This is a genomic window from Herbaspirillum sp. GW103, from assembly GCF_000261365.1.
Taxonomy (GTDB): Bacteria; Pseudomonadota; Gammaproteobacteria; order Burkholderiales; family Burkholderiaceae_D; genus Herbaspirillum.
On the sequence record NZ_AJVC01000004.1, the window covers coordinates 420,785 to 443,548 of the forward strand.

Genomic DNA, 22,764 nt, shown 5'->3' on the forward strand with positions numbered 1-22,764 from the left:
TGCTTTCGTGCTTTTCCATGCCCATCTATAACTCCTTCGCAGTCTTCCTCCTGTTGGCAATCTCCCTGGTCATCGCAAGCGGCTTCTCGCTGGGTGCAGCCATGCTGGTACTGGGTGCTGTCGTGCTGTTTCGTCCGAACACACGGCGCGCACGGCTGGAGCGCGACGACTGGCTGCTGATGGCTGTGCTGGCCGGTTATTTCGGGGTGCATATGGTGCTCAACCTGGCGCATCAAGCGCCCGGCCGTGAGTACGACGCCCCCCTGCGCTTCCTGCTGGCCATTCCGGCCCTGTTGCTCTTGCGCGCCTTCCCACTGCAAGCTGCTGCCCTGTGGAATGGCGCTACCGTGGGGGCGATTGGCGCGGGCCTTCTCAGTCTTTGGCAATGGTTGGTGTTGGCGCTGGAGCGTCCCGGCGGCAGCACCAATCCCATCCAGTACGGCAACATCAGCGCCCTGCTGGCCATGCTGGCGGCCTGTGCTCTGGCGCGGGCCATCCAGTTGCGCCAGAGTCTGCCCTGGAAGCTCCTGCACGCCGCCGGCGTGCTGCTGGGCCTGGCAGCCTGCCTGTTGAGCGGCAGCCGTGGCAGCTGGCTGGCACTACCCTTCTGCGCCCTGGTGGCAGGCTGGCTGCTGCTACGCGCCGGCCAGGGCCGGCTCATGCTCAAACTGGCGACAAGCGCCTTGGTTACCATCGCGTTGCTGGCTCTGCTACCCAATTCCCCGCTGACAGCGCGCATGCGTCTGGCCGTTACCGAAGCGGATCAATACGCTCGCAGCGCCAATGCTGATTCGTCGGTGGGGGCCCGCCTGGAAATGCTGCGCGTGGGCCTGCAGCTGGCCCCGCAGCATCTGCTGCTGGGCTGGGGCAAGGAAGGCATGATGCAGGCCAAGGCACAGATGGTGCGCGATGGTCTTGCCTCGCCCTCGATCCAGGAACACACCCATTTGCACAATGAATACGTCGATGCCTTGGTCAAGTACGGCCTGCCTGGACTGCTGACGGTGACGGCACTGTTTCTGGTGCCGCTGGGCCTGTTTGCCACCCGCCTGCGTCGGTCGGCAAACCGGGAGGTCCGGCTGGCGTCGGCTGCGGGCGTGATGCTCATGCTTAGCTACTTGGTGTTCGGCCTGACTCAGGCGTTCCTGACGCACAACAATGGCGTCATGATGCTGGGCTTCCTGATCGCGATCTTGTGGTCACTGTCGCAGCAACAGCCTGTCGGCACGGCGAACACGGCATAATCTCTCTTTTTTCGTTACCTGCCTTACCCGCAAGCAAGGATCCCCGATGCTGTCCAACAACATGAAACGCCTGGCTGCCCTGCACTGGCCCTACAAGAAGCGGCTGGCGATCGCCTTCATTGCCATGATCGTCACGGCGGCCACCGAGCCGGTGGTGCCCTATATCTTCCAGGTGCTGCTGGACAAGGGCTTCGTGGGCAAGCCGGCCTTTTCGCTGTGGCTGGTGCCGGCGGCGGTGATCGGCATCTTCTTCATCCGCGGTATCGCCACCTTTACCAGCTCTTACATGATGACCTGGGTCTCCACCCGCATCCTCAATGAACTGCGGCGCCAGATGTTCGCCCGCATGCTGGACCTGCCGGTGCAGTTCTATGCAACCAATACGGTGGGCAAGGTCATCAATTCCATGATGTTCGAGGTGCAGCAGATCATCGACATGGTGACCAAGGTGTTTACCTCCATCCTGCGCTCGGCCCTGACGGTACTGGGTCTGCTGGCCTGGCTGCTGTACCTGAACTGGGTACTGACCATCGTCACCCTGGTACTGCTGCCGCTGGTGACCATCGTGGTGCGTACCACCGGCAAGCGCCTGAAAAAACTCAATCGCGACTCGCTGGCGGTCAATGCCGAGATGACCCAGGTGATCGAGGAAACCACGCGCGCCCAGCAAGTCATCAAGATCTTCGGCGGCCAGGACTACGAGAAGGAACGCTTCAACCGTCGTGCCGAGAACCTGCGCAGCTATACGATGCGCATGACGGCGGCGTTTTCCTCGACGGTGCCGATCACCCAGCTCATGACCGCCACCGCGGTGGCCGTGGTCATCGTCATGGCGCTGATCCAGTCCGGCAATGGCCAGATCACCGTGGGCGGGTTCGTGTCCTTCATCACGGCCATGCTGATGCTGCTGGCCCCGCTCAAACAACTGGCCGAGATCAACGGCCCCCTGCAACGCGGCATGGCCGCTGCCGAAGAAGTCTACAAGCTCATCGACAAACCCACCGAACGCACAACAGGCCAAGCCCTGCCCCGGCGCGCGACCGGCCAGCTCGATTTCGTCGATGTCAGCTTCGCCTATCCCGGCCACGAACAACTGGCGCTCAAGAACATCAACCTGCACGTCGAGGCCGGTGAAACCATCGCCTTCGTGGGCATGTCCGGGGGCGGCAAGTCCACCCTGGTGAGCCTGGTACCTGGCTTTTACTCGGCTACCTCCGGCGAGATCCTGCTCGATGGGCGTCCCATCGAAACCATCTCCCTGCTCAGCCTGCGCCAGCAGATCGCCATGGTGAACCAGAACACGGTGCTCTTCGACGACACCCTCGCGGCCAACATCGCCTATGGTGATCCCCAGCCGGACCCGGCGCGCGTAGAGGCAGCCGTGGAAGCCGCGCACCTGACCGACGTGGTGGCGGGCCTGGCTGACGGGCTGCAGACCCGCATCGGCGACAATGGCTCGCGCCTGTCCGGCGGGCAGCGCCAGCGCGTAGCCATTGCCCGTGCCATCTACAAGGATGCGCCCATCCTGATCCTGGACGAGGCCACCTCGGCCCTGGATACCGAATCCGAACGCGCGGTACAGGCCGCACTGGACCGGCTCATGCAGGGCCGCACCACCTTCGTCATCGCCCACCGTCTGTCCACCATCGAACGCGCCGACCGCATCGTGGTGCTCTCGCATGGACAGATCGCCGAGATTGGCAACCATCAGGAGCTGCTGCAAAAGGAAGGCGTATATGCCAACCTGTACCGCCTGCAGTTCTCCCAGCAACAGGAAGCCTCCGCCTGACCATGCACCAACACGACACCCTGATCCCGGCAGAACTGCTGCAGAAGTCGGACAAGATCCTTTTCATCGCCCACCTGGCCCTGGGAGATTTCACTTACCTGCAAAACTTCTTCAAGGGCTTTGCCGCGCAGAACCCGCATATGAAGATCCATCTGTGGGTGGACGAAGTAAGGCGCACGGCCGATGCAAGCCAGTGGCCGCACCTGAAGAAATACGCCCTGTACGACTGGACCGCCGCCTGCCCCTTCTTCGCCAAGGTCTATACCCGCACCTACAGCCCTGAGCTCTATCGCGAATCCATCGCCGAGGCGCGCCGCGAGGACTATCCCATCGTGGTCTCGCTGGCCACCCTGCGTCCGCACCTGTATGCAGCACTGGCGCGCGAGATCAGCCCCGAAGGCTGGGTGGTGGGCATGAAGAAATCAGTCAAGCTGTTCCAGCCGCATCATCTGCTGGCTTATCGCAAGCTCGATGCCGCCATGCCCCCCTATCGCAGTGCCACGCCGGAGCATCACATCAGCGATGTCTATGCGCACTGGTTCCAGCAGCTCAGTGGCTTGGACGTCAGCGGCGCAGCACGCTTCCCCTTTGTCGATATCCCGGCGCAGTGGCACCAGTACGCGCAGGACCAGCTGGAGGCGTGGCAGTTCGCGCCGCGCAAGGGCAAGCTGGTCTTCATCAATCCCTATGCCAAGACCAGGAAACGCTGCTGGCCGCTGGAACATGTAGCCGCATTGATCCAGGCCATGCAGGCGCGCGCCGGCTGGGAAGATGCCTGCTTCATCGTCAACGCCGTACCGCAGGAACTGGCCCATGCGCGCGAGGTGATCGGCCGTTACGGCCTGCAGCGCACCCGGCTCTTCAGTGCCGAAGAAAACTTCTTCCAACTGCCGGCCATGCTCGCCTGTTGCGATCTGATCATCTCGGTGGAGACGGCGGTGATGCACCTGGCCAATGCGGTACGGGTACCGGTCATCGCCCTGATGCGCCAGAAGAATCCGGAGTGGGTGCCGGTCGACCGCGACCATAGCACCGTCATTACCGCGCCCGGCCGCCGCGACTGGGTCAAGGCGGTGACTGTCGAACAAGTCATGAAAGCCATCTGATGAACGTCCCCACCCAACAAGAGATCATGGCGGTACCGGAGAATGGCAAGCCGTCCTTCCATATCGCCTTTTGCGTCGACAACAATTATTTCCGCGCCATGGGCGGCACCATCGCCTCCATCGTGGCCAATAATCCGGACCAGCATTTCACCTTCCACGTGCTGGCCTTCGAGGTGTCCGAAGACCATCAGCGGCGCCTGAAGCAACTGGAATCGATGTATCGGGTCAAGACCGAGTTGCATCAGTTAAGGCTGGAAGACTTCGCCCAGTTCTCGCATTTCCTCGGCCATTCCCACTATTCGCTGTCGATCTTCACGCGCCTGGTCATCCCCACGGTACTGGCCAAGCTTACCGACCGGGTGCTCTACCTGGATGCCGATATCCTCTGCTTCAACCGCCTCGATGAACTGGTGAACATGGATATCGCTCAGGAGATCGCCGTGGTGGTGCCGGATGCACCGGTCACGCTGCAGCGTCGCGTGGCAGCGTTGGGGCTGGCGCACAACGAGTATTTCAACGGCGGCGTGATCTTCATCAATATCCCCAGATGGCTGGCGGAGGATATTACGTCCAAGACCCTGGATGCACTGCTCAACAGCAAGACCGACATGCGCTTCCCTGACCAGGATGCGCTCAACATGGTCCTTAACGGCCGCGCGCGCTATTTGTCGCCGAAGTGGAACTACCTGTATGACCTGATCCACGACCTGAACGTGAACAAGTTCGCCCTCAAGCCCGTAGGCAAGGCCATCTTCGTGCACTTCGCCGGTGCCGTGAAGCCGTGGGCGGCATGGAGTCGGCACGAAGCCTGCACGCTATTCCGGCGCTACTTGGATATCTCGCCCTGGGCCGATATGGCGCTGGACCAGGCGCCGCGCAATACCAAGGAGCTGCGCATGCACTCGCGCTTCATGTACCGGCAGGGACGCCCGCTGGAAAGCCTGAAGTGGTATCTGCGCTACCTGCGCAAACGCCGCGCCCGCTGATCACTGCAGGGCTCCTACGCATACTTTGATCAACCAGAAGAACAGAATTACACGCTTTCGTCATGCCGATCACCAGCAAGCATATTCTCATCAGTCGCACCGACAACATCGGCGACATCGTGCTGACCCTGCCCATGGCAGCGCGCCTGAGGCAACTCAATCCGGGCGTGAAGATCAGCCTGCTGTGTCGCCGCTATGCGGCCGACGTGGTGCGCTATTGCAACGACATCGATGAAGTGGTGGAAGAAGAAGAGGTGGCCGATGATCTTTACGGCTTCCTGCGCGGCAGCGACATCGATACCGTGATTCTGGCCCAGCCCAACCGTGAACTTGCCAAAGCCGCTTTTTTGGCGCGCGTGAAACACCGTATCGGCAATGCGCGCCAGAAGGTGTACCAGCTAATCTACTGCAATGACCGGGTACGCTTCAGCAAGGGCCTGTCGGAGAACCACGAGTCGCAGATCAATTTCGAGTTCCTGCGGCCCTATGGCGACAACCACATTCCGAACCGCCAAGAGATTCCCGACCATTACCATTTCACCGTGCCGCACGATGCGGAGATCGCGGCCGGTTTTGCGCCTTACCGCTTCAACCTGATCCTGCACGCCAAGTCCAACGGGCATGGCCGCGAGTGGCCGGTGGATTACTACATTGCGCTGGCTCACACGCTGGGGCAGCATCCCGGAGTGCAGATCTGGCTGACCGGCAGCGCCGGTGAAGGCGAATGGCTGCAGCAGAATGCGGTTGCCCTGCTGGCCCTGCCAAATGTCATCAATACCTGCGGCAGCATGAGCCTGGCGCGACTGACCCAATTCATTGCGCAGGCCGATGGATTGATCGCCAGTGGTACCGGTCCGCTGCACCTGTCGGCGGCCATCGGCCAGCGTACACTGGGCCTGTTTCCGCCGACCCGCCCCATGCATCCGGGACGCTGGGCGGCCTTGGGCAAGCGCGCCAGCAATCTGTGCACAGACCAGGCGCCTTGCACTGGCTGCGAGAAACTACGCATCATGACCTGCGACTGCATGCGCAAGATCACCCCGGACCAGGTGCTCGCTGTGGTCGCACGCTGGGTCGAGGAAAAGAAGGCGGGTGCCTGAGCTCCCGCTCAGTGCAATCACTCAGGCGTTCGCTTGCAACTGCTGCTGGCGTTTGAGGATGCAAGTCAGGCAGTAGGCGATGCCGATGCCGTAGAAGGGATAGCATTCCCACCACAGGAAGACCACGTCCACCAACCCCAGCACCATGAAACCGGCCACCAGCGACAAGCCCATGGCTGCACTACTGCGGATCTCGCGATCAGTATGGCGGCACTGGCGTGCAAACATCCATAGCGGCACCAGATAGATGGCCAGCAGGGCCAATGCGCCCATACTGCCCAGGCGCACCATCATGAACAGCATCTCATTGTGGGAATGCGGAAAGGTCGCGGCCTGGGTCGTGATGATCTTGCGGTCAGCCAGTTCCTCCAGCGCCGTCTGGTAGCGGTCGATGCCTACGCCCACCAGCGGATGTTCCTTGAAAAGGACCCAGGAACCGTTCCACAACTGTAGCCGGGTTCCCAGGGAAGTATCTTTATCAGAGCCGGCAGAATACTGCTGCAGGTCCACCTGTGCCGCGATCATGCGCTCTTTGATCGAATGGCCGAACGTCAGGCTCGCTGCCACGATCACCACGAACACGCCGAGCGCGGCCAGCTTGTAACTGCGCCTGATATGCTTCAGGGCCATGCTGGAAATGGCCGCATAGACGGGGATGGTCATCCATACGCCGCGCGAGCCCGACAGGTAAGCCATGTAAAGGCCCGCGCAAAGCCCCGCCAATTTGCTGAAGGTGACCAGCCGGGAGTCTGAATGAGTCCAGCCCAGCGACAGCATGCCGAAGACGCCGAGCAGCAATCCCATATGGGCACAGATGATGATGGGAATGAAGTCCGTCCCGTAGCGATCATTGCCGCCGTCGGAAAGCACATACATCTTGATCAGGGTCAACATGGCGCCCAGCACGATTGGCCATTGCAACTGCTTCAAATACTCCAGCGGGAGGAACAGCATCAGCCAGAACATGAAGAGGAACAAGGCCAGACGACTCTGCGCGTCATACGCCCGGCTGGCGTAATGGCCCGTGACGAGCTGATTGATCAGTACCGCGACCAGGGGCAAGGCCATGGACAGCGACACCATCCAGTACTTGCGCAGGAAGGACGGGAAACTCCATCCTTCAGGGCGCAGGCCAAGGGCTGCAGTTGCCATGCCGGTCAATACCATCAGGCTATAGGTGACGCCAGCCGAGCGGTCGATGACGAGCGCAAATGCGAAAAAGAAAGCGAACAGCAAGGCGACAAAATATTTCAGGTAACGCAAGGAAGACTCCAGATGTCCAGCATTGAAATTCGACTTGCCAAGATCGTCAAGCAAGCCTCGGACCGCCAACGGGCAGGTCCAACCGAGTAGATAAACGGATCGGGGGCATGTACCCTGTTTCAGCGCTTTTTCGATGCTGAACGTTTGCGCAGATAGCGCAAGTGCATGCAAATGCCCTCTTTCCATCTGCCATGCTTCATCAGCGACTTGGAATACAGCTTGAATTCACGCGCGGTACGCGGCGGATCCAGAGGCATGTCGCTCCAGGACGACCTGTCCTGTACTTGCAAGAACACTTTCCGGGCATCGTGCAGGCACCAGTCCTGCCACGGCTTGACGGGGCCGGTGAAATGCATGAACACGACCTGAGGCGGCACCACCAGTTCACTTTCCCCACGGCTGGTGTAGTCGACCAGGTGATAGCGGGTGTTCCATTCGTCGCCAATGTAGACCACCCGACCATTGAGCGCCACGTTGAGCGCATCTTGGTCGGCAAAGAGCAGTTGCTGCGTGGACAGTACCGTCAAGGCACGGGTCTGTACATCCGCCCTGATCCATTCCGGCACATTGATGAGCATCACCCCGGCGTTGAAGTACTCCGGCTTGGCCAGGCCCAGCGTGGCGATCTGGGTCTTGGCCGTCGTCGACACCTCGTCATGCACGGCCGCCGCAATGGCGCCATCGAGCTCGATGGCGTGCAACGCCGCGATGCTGCCGAAGCACAGCAGATCGGCATCAAGGTAAAGAACGCGGTCGGAGATGCCGTGCAGCAGATTGGGAATCAGCAGGCGGATGAACGTCCCAAGCTGATGCTGGGCGAAGCAGGGAAAAGCACGGAAGGCGTCCAGCATGTGAGCATCCAGCAGATGCGTACGAATGTCCAGGTCATACCTCTGCGCCAGCCGGTCGAGACGGTTGCGGCTATCTTCGGAGACTGCGAACGCAAAGACGTGGAAGACAAAACGCTGCTGTGCATTGTGTTGCAGCAGCGAAACTATGGCCGCACCCATACCGCGGAAATAGCCGCTGTCCACGCCGAAGGCCACGTGCAGCGCCCCACCCGCGCTGCCTTGGGGGACATTGCCGCCCCCGGTTTCTGATGTTGTTTTCATTGTTGGTTGCACGGCTTGTCACCGTTGTCTGTGTTTTGCTTATCGGGCTTGCTATTTCATTGATCGATTTCAGTATTCGACGACGACGGCTTCCTTCCCAAACGACGCCACCAGCGTCGACTGCAGACTGTCGCTGGGATTGACGCGCCAGGCATCGCCCAGCACCACCTCGCAGGCCGCATCGGCCTGGCGATAGCGCATCACAAAGGGCAGGCCCTGCTCCTGGCGATGCGCAGCCAGCGTATCGCGCAGGTGATTCGGGTCGATCGCCTTGTTGAGCGACACCACCATGCGTACGCCATACTGGATGCGCGCCGCGCCCAGGTCCATGACCTTGTCGGCGGCCACCCGCAGGCCGCCATTGAAACGGTCTTCCGACACCTTGCCCGAGACCACCAGCAATTCGTCTTCCTTGATGAGATGCTTGAAGGGCTCGAAGAGTTCGTTGTAGATCGTGGCTTCGATCACGCCCGTGCCATCGTCGAGCGTGCAGATCACCAGCTTGCCGCGCTGGGTCATCTGCACCCGCACCCCGGTGATGATGCCGGCCAGGCTGCGCGGCTCCCACGAAGGTTCCAGGCTGGCGATCTTGGTGCGCACGAAGCGGCGCACTTCCTTTTCGTAGGCCGAGAACAGATGGCCGGAGAGATAGAAGCCCAAGGCGCCCTTCTCTTCGGTCAGGCGCTGCTTGTCGCTCCAGGGCGGTACCTGCACGTATTCCAGCGGCGCTTCCAAGTCGCTGTCGTCACCGCCGAAGAGGCTGACCTGGTTGGCCGATTTCTCGGCCTGCTCGGCACTTTCCCAGGCCAGGTTGACCGAGGCCTGCAAAATCGCGCGGTCGACCTTGAAGCAGTCGAAGGCACCGGCGCGAATCAGCGAATCGATAGTACGACGATTGATCTGCTTCTTGTCCACCCGCTTGGCGAAGTCGAACAGGTCCTTGAAGGGGCCGCTCTTGCGCGCCTCCAGGATGGCTTCGATGGCGTTCTGACCGGCACCCTTGACGGCACCCAAGCCATAGCGGATCTGGGTGGCCTTCTTGCCCGGCTCGCCCACCGGCATGAAGCGGTAGTCGGACTTGTTGATGTCCGGCGGCAGGATGGCCAGCTTGCAGATGTCGATCGCATCCTCGATCAGGATCTTGACCTTGTCCGTATCTTCCATGGCCAGCGACAAGTTGGCGGCCATGAACGCGGCGGGGTGATGCGCCTTCAGGTAGGCGGTGTAGTAGGACAGCAGCGCATAGGCGGCCGCGTGCGACTTGTTGAAGCCGTAGCCGGCGAACTTTTCCATCAAGTCGAAGATCTCGTCGGCCTTGGCCTGGTCCAGCCCGTTCTTGGCCGCGCCTTCGCGGAACAGTTCACGGTGCTTGGCCATTTCCTCGGCCTTCTTCTTGCCCATCGCCCGGCGCAGCAAGTCGGCGCCGCCCAGCGAGTAGCCGCCGATCACCTGCGCCATCTGCATCACCTGCTCCTGGTAGACCATGATGCCGTAGGTCTCGGAGAGGATGCCCTCGGTACGCGGGTCAGGATAGTCGAAGGCTTCGCCGTGCTTGCGCTTGCAGAAGTCGGGGATCAGGTCCATCGGGCCCGGACGGTACAGCGCCACCAGGGCGATGATGTCCTCGAAGCGGTCGGGACGTGCGTCCTTCAACATGCCCTGCATGCCGCGGCTTTCCAGCTGGAACACGGCGACCGTCTTGGCCTTGGTCAGCAGCTCATAGGACGGCCGGTCATCCAGCGGCAACTTGGCCAGATCGAAATCGGCCATGGCCGGATCGAGCATGCGGATGTAGCGTACCGCACGGTCAAGGATGGTCAGCGTGGTCAAGCCCAGGAAGTCGAACTTCACCAGGCCGACGGCTTCCACGTCGTCCTTGTCGTATTGCGAGACCACGCCCGAGTCGCCACCCTGGGTGTAAAGCGGGCAGAAATCGGTCAGCTTGCCGGGTGCGATCAGCACGCCACCGGCGTGCATGCCGATGTTGCGGGCGATGCCTTCGACCTGCTGGGCCAGGCCCATCAGCTGCTTGACCTCTTCCTCGTTTTCCAGGCGCTCCTTCAACAGGGGCTCTTCCTCGATGGCGTCGGCCAGGGTGACCAGCTTGCCCGGCTTGAAGGGGATCAGCTTGGAGATGCCATCGCAGAAGTTGTAGCCCAGGTCCAGCACGCGGCCCACGTCGCGCACCGCGCCCTTGGCGGCCATGGTACCGAAGGTGGCGATCTGCGAGACCGCATCCTTGCCGTAGCGGTCCTTCACGTACTGGATCACGCGGTCGCGGCCTTCCTGGCAGAAGTCGATGTCGAAGTCGGGCATCGAGACGCGTTCCGGGTTCAGGAAACGTTCGAACAGCAGGTTGTAGCGTAGCGGGTCGAGGTCGGTAATCAACAGGCAATACGCCACCAGTGAACCGGCACCCGAGCCCCGGCCGGGGCCGACCGGCACGCCATTGTTCTTGGCCCACTGGATGAAGTCGGCCACGATCAGGAAGTAGCCCGGGAACTTCATCTTGATGATGGTGCTGTTCTCGAACTCCAGGCGCGCCTCGTAACGGGGCCGCTGCTTCTCGCGTTCGGCTTCGTCGGGGAACAGCTCCTTCAGGCGCACTTCCAGGCCGGCCTTGGTCTGGGCTACCAGGAAATCGTCGATGCTCATGCCGTCCGGCGTGGGGAAATCCGGCAGTTGCGGCTTGCCCAGTTGCAGCACCAGGTTGCAGCGCTTGGCGATTTCGACGGTATTGGCTATCGCACCCGGCAGGTCGGCGAACAGCTCTGCCATCTCGGCCTGCGACTTGAAATATTGCTGCTCGTTGAAGCGCTTCACCCGGCGCGCATTGGCCATGATCTCGCCTTCGGCGATGCAGGTGCGGGCTTCGTGGGCGATGAATTCCTCAGGGCTCTGGAACTGGATCGGATGCGTGGCCACGCAAGGCAGGCCCAGCTTGGCACCCAGGGCCACGCTCTGGCGCACCTGCAGTTCCATGTTGGCCTGGCCGGCGCGTTGCAGTTCCAGATAGAAGGCGCCGGGGAAAATCTCGGCCCAGCGGCGCGCGCAGGCTTCGGCCTGGGCCAGGTTGCCGTTGTCGATGGCCTGGCCGATGTCGCCCATGCCGGCCCCGGACAGGGCGATGAGGCCGTTGCCGCCATCCTGGTGGCGCAGCGCGTCCAGCCATTCCATGCGCACTTCGGCGCGGCCCTTGTATTGGTTGTTCAGCCAGGCTTGGGACAATACTTCACACAGTTGCAGGTAGCCATGACGACTCTTGATCAGGACCAGCAGGCGGAAGGGCTTTTCGCGGTCGGCGTCGTTGGTGATCCACAGGTCGCAGCCGGCAATGGGCTTGACGCCCTTGCCGCGCGCTTCCTTGTAGAAACGCACCATGCAGAACAGGTTGGCGAGGTCGGTCACCGCCAGGGCGGCCTGTCCATCCTTGGCGGCGGCCTTGACGATATCGTCGATACGCACCAGCCCATCGACGATGGAGTACTCCGAGTGCATACGGAGGTGTACAAATTGCGGGGTAGTCATAGGGTAGCCATTTTACCGGAGCTTGCGATCCTGACCGATTCCGTTTGATCTCGATTTGTGAGAAATATGAAGACTTTACACAAATCCAATCCGGGTCAAGCGACCGACCGCCTTGATCTGCATCAGAGAAGCTCAAGGCGTACGCCAAATAACTGCGGCCACCCGGACCACACGGTTATAATGCTGACGATTCAAAGACTTACAGTTGAGTACGCCATCATGCAGTCCCCGCAGACCCCCTACGTCAACATCGCCGCCTACAAGTTCATCAGCTTCGATGACACCGCTGAAAAGCGTCCGGCTTTCCTGGAAATTTGCCAGAGGAACAATCTTCGTGGCACCGTGATCCTGAGCCCGGAAGGCATCAACCTCTTCCTGGCCGGCCTGCGCCATGAAATCGACGCCTTCCTGGCCTGGTTGCGCGCCGATGCGCGATTTACCGACCTGATCGTCAAGGAAAGCTATTCCGAGAAGCAGCCCTTCACCCGCATGCTGGTGAAACTGAAGGCTGAGATCATCACCATGAAGCATCCGCTGATCAAGCCTGAGCTGGGTCGTGCGCCTTTCGTGGAAGCCAGGGAACTCAAGCGCTGGCTGGACCAGGGGCACGACGACGAAGGTCGTCCGGTGGTGATGGTGGATACCCGCAATGGCTTCGAGGTCGATGTGGGTACGTTTGACAACACGGTGGACTACCGCATCAGCAAGTTCACCGAATTCCCGCAGGTGATCGAGGAGCACAAGGCCGATTTCGAAGGCAAGACCGTGGTCACCTTCTGCACCGGCGGCATTCGTTGCGAAAAGGCTGCAATTCATATGCAGAACATCGGCTATGACCATGTCTACCAGCTCGAAGGCGGCATCCTGAAGTATTTCGAGGATGTCGGCGGTGCCCATTACAACGGCGACTGCTTCGTTTTCGACTATCGCACTGCCCTGAGCCCGGAACTGAAGGAAACCCAGACCGTCCAATGCTTCGCCTGCCGCGCCGTGGTCACCCCGCGTGAACAGATCTCGCCGGATTACGTGCCGGGCAAGTCCTGTCCGCATTGCGCGCCCAGGCAGCGCGCAGCGCAGCAAGCCAGTTCTGCCGCCGCCTGACCGCTGTCCTGCCCGGCAACGAAAAAGCCGACCCCGCGAGGTCGGCTTTTTTACATCTTCAGAATTGCAATGCAGACAATGAATCTTATTTCTTGAACTTGGCCGCCGTTTCCACCACGCGCGCACCGAACAGCTTGGCTGTTTCCAGGTCGCCCGGCAGCGGGCCTTCTTCCGGCGAGGAGTCCGACGGGCTTTGCGCCATCAGGCCCGAGAAGGAACCGACGAAGTTGATGTCATTGCGCTGGGCAGCCTTGCTGTTGGCAGGCATCAGGCCGGTGCCGACCCAGATCATGCTGTGCTGCATGCCCAGCGTGAACAGGTAATGCAGGGTCGAGAGCTTGTCGCCGTTCATGGTGGCCGAGTTGGTGAAGGCGGCACCGACCTTGTCCTTCCACTTCTGGCTGAACCAGGGCTTGGAGGAGGCGTCGGCGAACTTCTTGAACTGCCAGGAGACCGTGCCCATGTAGGTCGGCGAACCGAAGATGATGGCATCGGCCGCATCCAGGCTGGCCCACTGTGCATCGGTGATGGTGCCTTCGGCACTGATGGCGATCAGCTCGACATCGGCGCCGGCAACGCCTGCCGCGCCAGCCTGCACGGCTTCGGCCTGCTTCTTGGTGTGGCCGTAGCCGGAGTGGTAAACGATGGCAACTTTGGTCATGACGAAATTCCTTCTCTAGAGAGTGAAGTGACGCGGGGAAAACCGCCGGTGTGATCGGTACCGGCGGGCTTGCTACTGCAACCCTGCCTGCGCTGAAATGCTCAGCGCGGCAGGTCGAACAAAAGCACTTCAGCCTTCTCGCCGCCACTGATGTCAATGCGGTCGACCGCACTGAATTTCACGGCGTCGCCGGCTTGCAGCGCCTGGCCATTGACGCTGACCTTGCCGCGAGCCACATGTACATAGCCCAGGCGGCCTGGCGGCAGGGTGTACCCGGCCGTTTGTGCGCCATCGAACAGGCCGGCGTACAGTTGGGCATCCTGGTTCATGCTGACCGAACCGTCACGGCCATCGCGCGAGGCCACCAGACGCAGCTTGCCGTCCTTGTCAGCGGCCGAGAAGTGCGCCTCCTGGTAGCCCGGCTCAGCCCCGGCGCGGTCGGGCATGATCCAGATCTGCAGGAAATGCGTGGTGCCGTCCTGCGAATGGTTGTACTCCGAATGACGCACGCCCGTGCCGGCACTCATGCGCTGCACGTCACCGGGACGGATCACGCTGCCATTGCCCATGCTGTCCTTGTGCGCAAGTTCACCTTCGAGCACATAGGAAATGATCTCCATGTCACGGTGGCCATGGGTACCAAAACCCTGCCCTGCGGCCACGCGGTCCTCGTTGATCACCCGCAGCGGACCGAAGCCCATGTGCTTGGGATCATGGTAGTCCGCGAAGGAAAAGCTGTGATACGAATCCAGCCAACCGTGGTTGGCGTGGCCACGATCGTTCGCTTTGCGAAGTTCCATCATGTCAACACCTCTTTCTTGAGTGGGACCAAACCGGAATTGATTTAGTCAAAATGTTTGTCGATGGCGTCACTATAGAGGCTAACTTTTTCGCAGATAAGGTCTAAAATCCGTAGTGTTCATTCAAAAAATTTAAACAAGCGGAGCTCGACGTGAACCTCACCCTGGAATCCCTGCTGATCCTCGACATGATCGACCGCAAGGGCAGCTTTGCCGCCGCCGCCGTGGCCCTGGACCGGGTGCCCTCGGCCCTGACCTACAGCGTGCGCAAGCTGGAGGATGACCTCGATGTGCTGCTGTTCGACCGTCGCGGCCACCGGGCCCAGTTGACACCGGCCGGCCTGCAATTGTTGCAGGAAGGCCGACACCTTTTGCTGGCCGCCAGCGATCTGGAGCAGCGTGTCAAGCGCACCGCCACCGGACGCGAGACCGAATTGCACATCGTGCTCAACAGTCTGATTCCCTTCGAGAAGATGCTGCCGGTCATCGAAGCCTTCGACCGCGAAGAGTCCGGCACACGGCTGCGCTTCACGCCCGGCGTGCTGACCGGCGCCTGGGAAAAGCTCATCGAAGGCCGTGCCAACCTGGTCATCGGGGTCACGCTGGACGGGCCGGAAGTGGTGCGCACCAGCGGGCGCTTCCAGATGCAGGAGCTGGGTGCGGTGGACTGGGTGTTTGCAGTGGCGCCGACGCACCCGCTGGCCTCGGCCACCGAACCGCTGTCGGCAGAGCTGGTGCGCAGCCACCGGGCCATTGCCGTGGGCGACAACAGCCAGTCCCTGCCGACACTGACCATGGGCCTGCTGTCGGGCCAGGAAACGCTGACGGTGGCCACCGTGGCCGACAAGCTGCAGGCCCAACTGGCCGGTCTCGGTTGCGGCCATCTGCCGCGCATCTGGGCCGCGCCCTACCTTGCCACCGGCGCTCTGGTGGAAAAGCAGACCCTGGCGGCCAAACCCAATGACAACTTCATGGTGGCCTGGCCCAAGGCCGAGCAGGGCAAGTCGCTCAAATGGTTCATCCAATACCTGGCACAGCCGCATGTACGGCAATCATTGATCGGACCGATCCCCCTGCGGGAGCAGATGTGAGCGGTCATGCCTATGTCGGCCGCTTCGCGCCCTCGCCTTCCGGTCCGCTGCATGCGGGCTCGCTGGTGGCGGCGCTGGCCAGCTACCTGGATGCGCGTGTACACGCAGGACGCTGGCTGCTGCGCATCGAGGACATCGATGAGACCCGCACCGTGCCCGGCGCGGCCGACGACATCGTCGCCACACTGGCGGCGTTGGATATGCACTCGGATGGACCGGTCCTGGTACAGAGCCAGCGCAAGGCACGCTATCAGCTTGCACGCGAGCGTCTGGGCGCGCTGGCCTACCCCTGCGGCTGCAGCCGCAAGGAAATCGCGGATTCCAGGGTGGGCACGGCCAGTGATGGTGCCGCGCTCTATCCCGGCACCTGCCGCCACGGATTGGCCCCCGGCAAGACGCCACGCACGCTGCGGCTGCGCGTGCCCGATGCCGGCCAGCCCGGCGAACGGGTGCAATTCACGGACCGCTGGCTGGGGCCACAGGTCCAGCACCTGGCCTCGGAAGTCGGGGATTTCGTGCTGCAGCGGGCTGATGGCTTCTGGGCCTACCAACTGGCGGTAGTGGTCGATGATGCCGAACAGGGCGTCACCGACATCGTGCGCGGCGCCGACCTGCTGGACTCGACGGCACGGCAGATCTACCTGCAGGGACTGCTGGGCTATGCGACGCCGCGCTACCTGCACGTGCCGCTGTTGATGAATGCGTCGGGAGAAAAGTTTTCCAAGCAGAACGGTGCCCAGGCGCTGGACCTGGGCCAGCCGCTGCAGGCCTTGCAGCAGGCGGCGGCCTTTCTTGGACTGGACACGGGCGCAGCCCGTGACAGGGAAGGATTCTGGACCCTGGCGCTCACCGGCTGGGGAGCGCGTTTCGGTCCGGGCGCAAGCGCATGATCGACGCCAGGCCCGATGTCCGCATCAGCGCTTGGGGATGCCGCCCAGCAAGGCCGCAACCTTGGGCTTGGGACGGTTGTTCTTCGCCAGCTCCGGCTTGGTGGAAACGGTTTCGGTGGTACTGGGTTCGTATGGCTTGAGGAACCACGGATCAACCTTCTCGCGCCGGGCCACCGGTGCGCCGCCTTCGCGACTGCTGCGGCTGCGCTCACCACGTTCACTGCGTTCACTGCGTTCACCACGCTCGGGACGTTCACCGCGCTCACCGCGTTCGCTACGCTCGCCACGTTCGTGACGGGCACGCGGGGCAAAGCCGACCAGTTCGGCGCGCTCAAACTTCTTCTTGATCAGCTTTTCGATATCGACCAGCAGGCGTTCATCCTTGTCGCAGAACAGCGAGATGGCGTCACCCGAAGCGCCCGCGCGACCGGTACGGCCAATACGGTGCACATAGTCTTCGGCGTTGTAGGGCAGATCGTAGTTGATGACGCAAGGCAGTTCGGCAATGTCCAGGCCACGGGCGGCCACGTCGGTGGCCACCAGGACCTCGATCTGCCCCTGCTTGAAGGACTCCAGCGCCGCCATGCGCTCGGACTGGGTCTTGTCGCCATGGATGGCAGAAGCCTTCACACCTTCGGCCACCAATGTGCGCGCCAGGCGCGAGGCACCGATCTTGGTATTGGAAAAGACGATCACTTGCTTCAGTTCGCGCTGGCGAATGATGAAGCTCACAGCATCGGCCTTGGCCGCCTCCTCGACTTTGTAGATGGTCTGGCTGACGTTTTCTGCCGTGGCATTGCTGCGCGCGACTTCGATGGTCACCGGATTGTTCTGGAAGCTGGCGGCCAGCTTCTTGATCTCGGGCGAGAAGGTGGCCGAGAACAGCAGGTTCTGGCGCTGCTTGGGCAACAGGTTGATGATGCGCTGCAGATCCGGCAGGAAGCCCATGTCCAGCATGCGGTCGGCTTCATCCATGACCAGGATCTGGGTCTGCGACAGGTTGACCGTCTTCTGCTGCACGTGGTCCAGCAAGCGGCCCGGGGTGGCGATGACGATTTCCACACCGGCACGCAGGGTGGCGGTCTGGGGTGCCATGTCGACGCCGCCGAAGACCACGGTGGAGCGCAGCGGGGTGAAGCGGGAATAAGCCTTCACATTCTCGGCCACCTGGTCGGCCAGCTCGCGGGTCGGGGTCAGGATCAGGGCGCGCACCGGATGACGGGCGGGGGAAGCGCTGTGGCTGGCATGCGCCAGCAGGCGCTGGATGATCGGCAGGGAGAAACCGGCGGTCTTGCCGGTGCCGGTCTGGGCTGCGCCCATCACGTCCCGGCCTTGCAGCACCACTGGAATGGCCTGGGCCTGGATCGGAGTCGGATGGACGTAGCCTTGTTCGGACAAGGCCTTCAGAATATCGGGCGAGAGGCCGAAATCTTCAAAGCGGACGGCAGGTGCAGCCGGTGCTGCGGACGCGGACGTGGTGTCGGACATGGTTTATTGCGAACGGTGCGACAGCGCCGCGGCAGCCGCCAGGCGGCTCCGGTGCATGGGGTGCATGCGCACGGGTTCTGATTGCTTTCTGTGTTGAAGTGTTACGGGCGAACCGGCCAATTGCTGCGCAGCCGGGCGCTTCGGATGATGCAAACGCCAAAAACGATGCTGACCGGGCGGACGACTTGCAATGCCCGGAATTCCTTGCGGAACTCCGTATTATACGCCGCATCGCCGCCGGCTTCATGACAGTTTGGTTTCCGCCCGGTACCGAGGGCCTGTGCAGCGCTGCGAAGAAGCCGCAGCGCCCTCACCTCCAGGGTGTTCAGCCGATGGTGATGTTGATGTCCGGCAAGCCGTCCACATGCCCTTGCAACTGGTCACCCTTGATCACCGCACCCACGCCTTCGGGGGTGCCGGTGTAGATCAGGTCGCCGGGGAACAGCTCGACCAGGCCGGACAAATAGGAAATGGTCTCGGCCACGTTCCAGATCAGGTCCGAGAGATCGCCCTGCTGACGTACCTCGCCGTTGACCTTGAGCCAGACGGCACCCTTGTCCGGATGCCCGCACTGGGCCACCGGCACGATGGGCGCACAAGGTGCGGACTGGTCGAAACCCTTGGCCATGTCCCAGGGGCGCCCCAGTTTCTTGGCCTGCGCCTGCAGGTCGCGACGGGTCATGTCCAGGCCGACGGCGTAGCCATAGACCAGTTCCAGCGCCTTCTCCACAGGGATATCGCGCCCTCCGCCGGACAGTGCCACCACCAGTTCGATCTCATGATGATAGTCCGCCGTCGCCGCCGGATACGGCACCACGGCATCGGTCGGCACGACGGCGTCAGCCGGCTTCATGAAGAAGAACGGCGGCTCGCGGTCAGGGTCATGCCCCATCTCGCGGGCGTGGGCGGCATAGTTGCGACCTACGCAATAGATGCGGCGAACCGGGAACGGCGCACCGCCGACCACCGCAACGGTGGCCTGGGCGGGGGCGGGAATGGCGAAACTCATCAGGAAGACTCCGTGGTGGCGCATGCAGCTGCATGCGGTGGATGAAGAACCGGTCATGGCCGGCTTGGCGAGCGCATCAGTTGTCTGATGTCCCGGTAGTGTAAAAGAAAAGCGCTGGCCCCGCTTGCAGCTCACCCGGCCTCTCTCTCCTACCCGACGACCCGCCATAGCCCGCAATTGGAGGGCGATTGCCCCGGTAATCCGCCAGCAGAAAGCCGGCGAATTTGGGACACTTGCCACTTGCCACTTGCCACTTGTCGGCGCTGCCGGCACTTTCTCCTCATCTCGACTCGATCCATGCACCCGCAAGCCAACGCTTCTCTCATCCTGTTGCAAAAAGCCCTGGCACTCCACCAGAAAGGCCAGCTGGCGCCGGCGGAAGACCTCTACAAGAAGGTGCTGGCGAAGCTGCCACGCCATTTCGAGGCCAATTATCTGTACGGCATGCTCAAGCTGCACCAGGAAGAGTGGGAAGCCGCCGAGGCGCAACTGGCCAAGGCGATCGAACTCAATCCCGACCATCCCGATACCTATTTCGATCACGCCGGGGCCCTGGTCCATTTGGGCCGAGATGCCGAGGCAGTGGAACGCTACAACCAGATTCTGGCGCAGAACCCGGCCTTCGCCGATGCCCTGCTGGCGCGGGGCGCCGCCTTGCGTCGGCTCGATCTGAACCGGGAAGCACTGGAGGATCTGCAGCAAGCGGTGCGGCTGGTGCCGGACCATGCCGATGCCTGGTTCCAGTTGGGCAATCTCCAGCACGAGCTCTACAGCTATCGCGATGCGCGCGCCAGCTATGAACGCGCGGTCGCGCTGCGCCCAGATTTCATCGAGGCCTGGTTCAACCTGGGCAATGCCTGCAAGGACAGCTACCAGTTCGAGGAGGCCCTGCGGGCCTTTGACCGTGCGCTGGCGGTGCAGCCCGACTTTTTCGAAGCCCAGTCCAACCGGGGCTTCGTCCTGTTCAAGATGCAGCGTCCGGAGGAAGCGCTGGAAGCCTACGACCGCGCCCTGGCGCTCAGCGACAGCTCCCCGGACCTGTGGTTCAACCGGGCATCGACGCTGGAACAACTCTCGCGTTTCAGCGAGGCCAGCCAATCCTATCAGCGGGCGCGCGAACTCAGCCCCGAGAGCCATTCGGCTCAGTGGAACGATGCCCTCCTGAAACTGCGCCTGGGTGAGTTCGCCAAAGGCTGGCCGGCCTATGAATCCCGCTGGAAGACCGCGCAGATGCGTACGCAGGTACGTCAGTTCCTGGAGCCGCTCTGGCTCGGTCTGCAACCGCTGCGAGGCAAGACCATCCTGATCCACGCCGAACAAGGCTTTGGCGACACCCTGCAGTTCGTGCGCTACCTGCCGCGGGTGGCCGGTCTCGGCGCCCGCGTCATCCTCGAAGTGCAACCCGCGCTCAAGCGCCTGCTGGCCGGGGTACCGGGGGCTGCCGAAGTCATCGGCAGCGACCAGGACACGCGTCCCGCGTTCGACTATCACTGCCCGCTGATGAGCTTGCCGCTGGCCTGCAAGTCCTTCAGCGAAGCCGACATACCGCGTGCGCCCTATCTGCTGCCCGAGTCGGAAGCCTGGGCAGCCTGGCTGCAACGTCTGCCGCACAACCGCGCCCTGCGGGTCGGCCTGGTCTGGGCAGGTAGCTCGGCCCAGACCCACCCGGATGCGGTACGGATCGACAGCGAACGTTCGCTGCCCTTCTCGGCACTGGCACCGTTGGTGGAACTGGCGCATGAGCATGCGCAACTGGAGTTCTATTCCTTGCAGGTGGGCCAGGCCGCGCTGGAGCAGCTGCATGCCCATCCGCTGGCCAGCCAGGTGCAGGATTGCGCCGGCGCATTGCATGACTTTGCCGACACCTCCGGCCTGCTCGCCAATCTCGACCTGCTCATCAGCGTCGATACCGCCGTCTGCCACCTGGCGGGCGCCCTGGGCAAGCCAGTCTGGTTGCTCAACCGCGCCAATACCTGCTGGCGCTGGCAGCTGGAACGCAGCGATACCCCCTGGTATCCGACCATGCGCCTGTTCCGCCAGCGCCAGACCGGCGACTGGAGCGAGGTCATCACCGAGGTCCGCAGCGCCCTGCTACAACAGTTGGCCTGATGCTGTTACCATGCGCGCCGATACGGATGACCCGCTCATCCGTCGGAACCTGGCGCGCCGGCTCGCCTCATACCCTGTAACGCAGCTGCGGCCCGATCTCTCTGACACTGTGACAGGCGGCACCGCCCAGCGCCCTGCCGCCTGCCGGCATGAAGAAAACAAGGACAAGACGATGCAAGCCCCCACCCTCTCCCCGAGCAAGTCTCCCCACGCCGCTGGTCCGCGCCTGCTGGCCGACATTGGTGGCACCAATGCCCGTTTCGCGCTGGAAACTTCACCCGGCCATCTAGAACAAGTACAGGTCCTGCGCGGTGCCGACTATCCGCAATTCACCGATGCCGTGCAGGCCTATCTGAAGCTGGCGGGCCAGCCCGCCGTCAAGCACGCGGCGGTGGCCATTGCCAACCCGGTGCAGGGCGACCAGATCAAGATGACCAACCATGACTGGGCCTTCTCCATCGAAGCGGCGCGCCAGTTGCTGGGCTTTGATCTGCTACTGGTGGTCAATGACTTCACGGCACTGTCCATGGCGGTGCCGCAACTGCGCGCTGATGAGTTGCAGCAGATCGGTGGCGGCGCGCCCAAGGTGGGCCAGCCGGTCGGGCTGGTGGGCGCCGGGACGGGACTGGGCGTGGGCGGACTGGTGCGCGGCGACGGCCACTGGCTGCCGCTGGCCAGCGAAGGCGGTCACGTCGCCTTCGCCCCGGCCAATGCACGTGAAGCGGCTGTGCTGGCCTATGCCTGGCAGTTTCATGAGCACGTGTCGGCTGAACGCCTGGTCTCGGGGCCCGGGCTCGAATTCATCCATCGTGCACTGCTGGCCATCGATGGTCATCCGGCTGCCGAACTGAAGGCCGCCGGAATCGTGGACGGCGCACTCAAGCAAGGCGACGCGGTCTGCCTGGAAACGCTGGACCTGTTCTGCAGCATGCTCGGTACCGTTGCAGCCGATCTGGCGCTGACGCTGGGTGCACTTGGCGGCATCTATATTGGTGGCGGCGTGGTACCGCACCTGGGCGAATACTTCGCGCGTTCGCCCTTCCGCGCACGCTTCGAGAACAAGGGCCGCATGTCCGTGCTGACCAAGGCCATTCCGACTTATGTGATCACGGCGCAATATCCGGCCTTCACGGGCGTGTCAGCGATCCTGGCCGACCGGCTGGATCCGTACGAGTAAGAACAGGTAGCGCTGCGAGGTTTTGCAGGAGGCTGATGCGGCAGATTCGCGTCAGCCTTTTTTATGGCATCGCGCGAGACGGCAACAGCTCAACAACGAGAAAAAATCTGATGAGGTGAGTCGAGGGGGAGGACCTGCCGGAACAACAGAAGAAACAGAAGAGAGATAAGAGGCGAGCCTTGTCTGCGGCACTTGCGGGAAATGGCTGTGGCTGCTTCGTTCCCGACCTGACCAGGTTGACCATGCCACAATGCGCAGGGGCCCGCCGGGGTGCATTGTATCGCAGTTCAGCGACTTGCCGCCAGAGAAA

17 protein-coding genes and 1 other RNA gene are annotated in these 22,764 nt (G+C 62.3%); 10 read left to right on the forward strand and 8 right to left on the reverse strand.

The features are described from left to right. Positions 1-17: 17 nt before the first annotated feature. The 5 genes from GWL_RS14070 to GWL_RS14090 all read left to right on the forward strand — a co-directional run bounded on the left by GWL_RS14070 (position 18) and on the right by GWL_RS14090 (position 6,225). Complete coding sequence (locus tag GWL_RS14070) at positions 18-1,244, forward strand: O-antigen ligase (RefSeq protein ID WP_008331301.1); 1,227 nt, start codon at positions 18-20, stop codon at positions 1,242-1,244. Positions 1,245-1,290: 46 nt separating this feature from the next. Then, positions 1,291-3,033: a lipid A export permease/ATP-binding protein MsbA gene (gene msbA, locus GWL_RS14075; protein WP_008331303.1), complete on the forward strand. Its 1,743-nt coding sequence runs from the start codon at positions 1,291-1,293 to the stop codon at positions 3,031-3,033. A 2-nt stretch (positions 3,034-3,035) separates the two neighbouring features. Next, positions 3,036-4,139, forward strand: coding sequence for a glycosyltransferase family 9 protein (locus tag GWL_RS14080; protein WP_008331305.1), 1,104 nt, complete (start codon positions 3,036-3,038; stop codon positions 4,137-4,139). Then, positions 4,139-5,125: a glycosyltransferase family 8 protein gene (locus GWL_RS14085; protein ID WP_008331307.1), complete on the forward strand. Its 987-nt coding sequence runs from the start codon at positions 4,139-4,141 to the stop codon at positions 5,123-5,125. The genes GWL_RS14080 and GWL_RS14085 overlap by 1 nt, the downstream gene beginning before the upstream one ends. 62 nt (positions 5,126-5,187) lie before the next feature. Next, positions 5,188-6,225, forward strand: a complete 1,038-nt coding sequence (locus GWL_RS14090) for a glycosyltransferase family 9 protein (protein ID WP_008331309.1) — start codon at positions 5,188-5,190, stop codon at positions 6,223-6,225. A 21-nt stretch (positions 6,226-6,246) separates the two neighbouring features. Here the strand turns inward: GWL_RS14090 and GWL_RS14095 are convergent, their stop codons facing one another. The 3 genes from GWL_RS14095 to dnaE form a co-directional block, all read right to left on the reverse strand. Then, on the reverse strand, positions 6,247-7,674 hold the full coding sequence (locus GWL_RS14095; RefSeq protein ID WP_237713575.1) for an O-antigen ligase: 1,428 nt from the start codon (positions 7,672-7,674) through the stop codon (positions 6,247-6,249). Continuing rightward, positions 7,608-8,600: a glycosyltransferase family 8 protein gene (locus tag GWL_RS14100; protein ID WP_157174249.1), complete on the reverse strand. Its 993-nt coding sequence runs from the start codon at positions 8,598-8,600 to the stop codon at positions 7,608-7,610. The genes GWL_RS14095 and GWL_RS14100 overlap by 67 nt, the downstream gene beginning before the upstream one ends. Positions 8,601-8,669: 69 nt before the next feature. Continuing rightward, a complete protein-coding gene (gene dnaE, locus GWL_RS14105) occupies positions 8,670-12,128 on the reverse strand; it encodes a DNA polymerase III subunit alpha (RefSeq protein ID WP_034350853.1) in 3,459 nt (1,152 codons plus the stop codon). 219 nt (positions 12,129-12,347) lie between these two features. Between dnaE and GWL_RS14110 the strand changes: the two genes are divergently transcribed. After that, the gene (locus GWL_RS14110; RefSeq protein ID WP_034350854.1) at positions 12,348-13,229 is read left to right on the forward strand and encodes a sulfurtransferase; all 882 of its coding nucleotides are present in this window, start codon (positions 12,348-12,350) and stop codon (positions 13,227-13,229) included. A gap of 85 nt (positions 13,230-13,314) precedes the next feature. On the opposite strand, the gene GWL_RS14115 is transcribed toward GWL_RS14110, so the two are convergent. Together GWL_RS14115 and GWL_RS14120 are read right to left on the reverse strand one after the other, a co-directional pair. Then, entirely contained in the window at positions 13,315-13,890 is a 576-nt protein-coding gene (locus GWL_RS14115; RefSeq protein ID WP_008331321.1) for a flavodoxin family protein, read from the reverse strand. Between the two features lie 101 nt (positions 13,891-13,991). After that, a complete protein-coding gene (locus GWL_RS14120) occupies positions 13,992-14,693 on the reverse strand; it encodes a pirin family protein (protein ID WP_008331323.1) in 702 nt (233 codons plus the stop codon). A 149-nt stretch (positions 14,694-14,842) separates the two neighbouring features. On the opposite strand from GWL_RS14120, the gene GWL_RS14125 reads away from it, so the two are divergent. Then, on the forward strand, positions 14,843-15,781 hold the full coding sequence (locus GWL_RS14125; protein WP_008331325.1) for a LysR family transcriptional regulator: 939 nt from the start codon (positions 14,843-14,845) through the stop codon (positions 15,779-15,781). Continuing rightward, complete coding sequence (gene gluQRS / locus GWL_RS14130; protein WP_008331327.1) at positions 15,778-16,671, forward strand: tRNA glutamyl-Q(34) synthetase GluQRS; 894 nt, start codon at positions 15,778-15,780, stop codon at positions 16,669-16,671. Before GWL_RS14125 ends, gluQRS begins: the two co-directional genes overlap by 4 nt. Positions 16,672-16,695: 24 nt before the next feature. Here gluQRS and GWL_RS14135 read toward each other — a convergent pair whose 3' ends face one another. Beyond that, a complete protein-coding gene (locus GWL_RS14135; protein WP_008331329.1) occupies positions 16,696-18,159 on the reverse strand; it encodes a DEAD/DEAH box helicase in 1,464 nt (487 codons plus the stop codon). A gap of 325 nt (positions 18,160-18,484) precedes the next feature. Beyond that, positions 18,485-19,168: a fumarylacetoacetate hydrolase family protein gene (locus tag GWL_RS14140; protein WP_008331332.1), complete on the reverse strand. Its 684-nt coding sequence runs from the start codon at positions 19,166-19,168 to the stop codon at positions 18,485-18,487. Between the two features lie 297 nt (positions 19,169-19,465). Here GWL_RS14140 and GWL_RS14145 point away from each other — a divergent pair, with 297 nt between their 5' ends. Beyond that, positions 19,466-21,277, forward strand: coding sequence for a tetratricopeptide repeat protein (locus tag GWL_RS14145; protein WP_008331334.1), 1,812 nt, complete (start codon positions 19,466-19,468; stop codon positions 21,275-21,277). 172 nt (positions 21,278-21,449) lie between these two features. After that, on the forward strand, positions 21,450-22,454 hold the full coding sequence (locus GWL_RS14150; protein WP_034350855.1) for a glucokinase: 1,005 nt from the start codon (positions 21,450-21,452) through the stop codon (positions 22,452-22,454). Between the two features lie 168 nt (positions 22,455-22,622). On the opposite strand, the gene ffs is transcribed toward GWL_RS14150, so the two are convergent. Further along, positions 22,623-22,721: signal recognition particle sRNA small type (ffs, locus tag GWL_RS23045), an RNA gene on the reverse strand. Positions 22,722-22,764: the final 43 nt, after the last annotated feature.